The 2693-nt window shown below is 71.1% G+C and carries 2 protein-coding genes; one reads left to right on the top strand and one right to left on the bottom strand.

Features of this window, described 5'->3' with window-relative positions:
* Nucleotides 1-167 precede the first annotated feature (167 nt).
* Entirely contained in the window at nucleotides 168-1529 is a 1362-nt protein-coding gene (locus FNH08_RS48560; protein ID WP_152778289.1) for a cytochrome P450, read from the top strand.
* A 187-nt stretch (nucleotides 1530-1716) separates the two neighbouring features.
* Here the strand turns inward: FNH08_RS48560 and FNH08_RS48565 are convergent, their stop codons facing one another.
* The gene (locus FNH08_RS48565) at nucleotides 1717-2637 is read right to left on the bottom strand and encodes an LLM class F420-dependent oxidoreductase (RefSeq protein WP_152778290.1); all 921 of its coding nucleotides are present in this window, start codon (nucleotides 2635-2637) and stop codon (nucleotides 1717-1719) included.
* Nucleotides 2638-2693: the final 56 nt, after the last annotated feature.

The following is a 2693-nucleotide window of genomic DNA, read 5'->3' on the forward strand; positions in this document are numbered from 1 at the left end:
CGGTCGACGGCCACGTGGAGCACATCCTGGCCAAGCTGGGCTTCGCCTCGCGCACCCAGATCGCGGCCTGGGTGGCGGCCCGTCGCGTACCCGCCCCGGAGAACCAGGTACCCACCCCGTAGAACCACGCATGGTCCCCCGCGTCCGCCGTGCCGATGGTGGTCGGCATGACGCACGTCGAGGTGGACGAGGCCCGCTGCGACGGCTTCGGTTTCCGCGAACAGGCCGCGCCCGCCCGGAACTCTGCCCGCCGCCGGGGAGCCGGCCGCACGCCCTGGCTGCGGCCTGACGGTCACCGCTGCCCGGCTGCCCCTCAACCCTCGTACCGATCAAAGGAGATCACCGTGACGCTCGCCGCCCCCGCCCTCGTCTCCGACGCCGACCTCTTCAGCGAGGAGGCACTCACGGACCCGTATCCGCAGTACAAGATGCTGCGCGACCTCGGTCCCGCCGCCTACCTCAGCCGCCATGACCTGTGGTTCGTCTCCCGCTACGACCAGGTGCGGGCGGCGCTCGGCGACTGGGAGACCTTCTCCTCCGCGCAGGGGATCGGGCTCAACGACGGCTTCAACCAGGCCTGGAGCAGCGCCCTGATCCACATGGACCCACCCGAGCAGACCGAGCAGCGCAGGCTGTTCACCGAGCGGCTGTCCCCGCGTGCGCTGCGCCCGGTGGCCGAGGACATCGACCGGCGTGCGCGGGGGCTGGTCGAACTGCTGCTGGAGAGGGGCTCGTTCGACGCGGTCACCGATCTCGCCCAGGACCTTCCCGTGCACGTGATCATGGACCTGATCGGCTGGCCGCAGGAGGGCCGGGACCAGTTGCTGGACATGGCGGCGGGCTGGTTCGACTCGGCGGGCCCGGACGTCCCGCGTACGGCGGCCTCCGTGCCGAAGGTGCAGGCGCTGATGGCTTATCTCGCCGAGGTCGTCGCCAAGGAGAACCTGATGCCGGGTGGCTTCGGCTGGACCCTGTTGGAGGCGCACCGGCGCGGAGAGATCCCCGTCGAGGGGGCGATCGGACTGCTGGCCGGCTATGTCGTGGCCGCGTTCGACACGACGATCGCGGCGCTGTCCAGCGGGGTCTGGCTCTTCGCCCGGCACCCCGAGCAGTGGGACGCGCTGCGCGCCGATCCCGCACTCGTGCCGTCGGCGCTCAACGAGATCGTGCGGATGGAGAGCCCCATCCAGGTGTTCTCCCGGGTCACGACGCGCGAGGTGGACCTCGGCGAGGGGGTGCTGATCCCTGCCGGGGCCCGGGTCCTGCACAGTTACGGCTCCGCCAACCGCGACGAGCGCCACTTCCCCGACCCCGACCGCTTCGACGTCGGCCGCGCCCCCGCCGACCATCTCGGCTTCGGCTTCGGCAAGCACGCCTGCGCCGGGCAGGGCCTCGCCCGCCTCGAAGCACACGCCGTCCTGAAGGCACTCTCCGAGCGGGTCGAACGGATCGAACCGGCCGGCGAACCCGTCCGCGCCCTCAACAACATCACGCGCGGCTTCGCGAGCCTGCCGGTGCGCGTGCGGTGACCTCGCGGTCGGCGAGTCCGGTACGCGTGGGGTGACCTCGCGGTCGGCGGGAACGGGGTGGGGCTGCGGAGGGTGCGCGGACTGCGGGTGCTTCGTGGCCGGTCGCGCCCACGCGGCGGAACCGCGTGATGTCAGAGCCCCGCGCCCCTTCCGGGGCGCGGGGCCCGCACTGGAGCCTGCGTAGGTACTACAGCTGGGACTGGACCTGGGAGGAGATCAGCTCCAGGTGGTCCAGGTCGTCGAGGTCGAGGACCTGGAGGTAGATCCGCTGGGAGCCGGCGGCCTGGTACTGGCCGATCCTGTCGACGACCTCGGCCGGGGAGCCGGCGAGCCCGTTGGCCTTGAGCTCGTCCACCTGGCGGCCGATCGCGGCGGCGCGGCGGGCGACCTCGGCGTCGTCCTTGCCCACGCAGACGACCAGGGCGTTCGAGTACACCAGGTCGCCACCCTTGCGTCCGGCCTCCTCGGCCGCCGCCCGCACCCGATTGAACTGCCTCTCGCTGTCCTCGATCGAGGCGAACGGCATGTTGAACTCGTCGGCGTACTGCCCGGCGAGGCGGGGCGTGCGGCTCGCACCGTGCCCGCCGACGAGCACGGGCACCTTGGCCTGCGCGGGCTTGGGCAGCGCGGGCGAGTCGGTCAACTGGTAGTAGGTGCCCTCGTAGCTGAACGTCTTGCCGGCCTCCGTCGCCCACAGTCCGGTGACGATCGCGAGCTGTTCCTCGAGGCGGGCGAACTTCTCCTTGGGGAACGGAATGCCGTACGCCTTGTGCTCCTCCTCGAACCAGCCCGCGCCCAGGCCGAGTTCGACGCGCCCGCCCGACATCTGGTCGACCTGGGCGACCTGGATGGCGAGGACACCGGGCAGGCGGAAGGTTCCTGCGGTCATCAGGGTGCCGAGCCGGATGCGCTTGGTCTCGCGGGCGAGCCCGGCGAGGGTGATCCAGGCGTCGGTGGGCCCGGGCAGGCCGTCCACGGATCCCATGCGGAGATAGTGATCGGAACGGAAGAAGGCATCGAACCCAAGGTCCTCGGTGGCCTTGGCGACGCTGAGAAGGGTGTCGTAGGTCGCCCCCTGCTGGGGCTCTGTGAAGATTCGGAGATCCATGCTTCCCATCCTGCACGCTCGAACAGGGGTCAACCCCACTGGTCCCCTCCGCACCC

The organism is Streptomyces spongiae (assembly GCF_009377185.1).
Classification (GTDB): domain Bacteria; phylum Actinomycetota; class Actinomycetes; order Streptomycetales; family Streptomycetaceae; genus Streptomyces; species Streptomyces spongiae.

Bases quoted from the DNA above. Each gene is read 5' to 3' on its own strand.
- FNH08_RS48560 (WP_152778289.1), top strand. From the start codon at position 168: ATGACGCACGTCGAGGTGGACGAGGCCCGCTGCGACGGCTTCGGTTTC.
- FNH08_RS48565 (WP_152778290.1), bottom strand. From the start codon at position 2,637: ATGGATCTCCGAATCTTCACAGAGCCCCAGCAGGGGGCGACCTACGAC.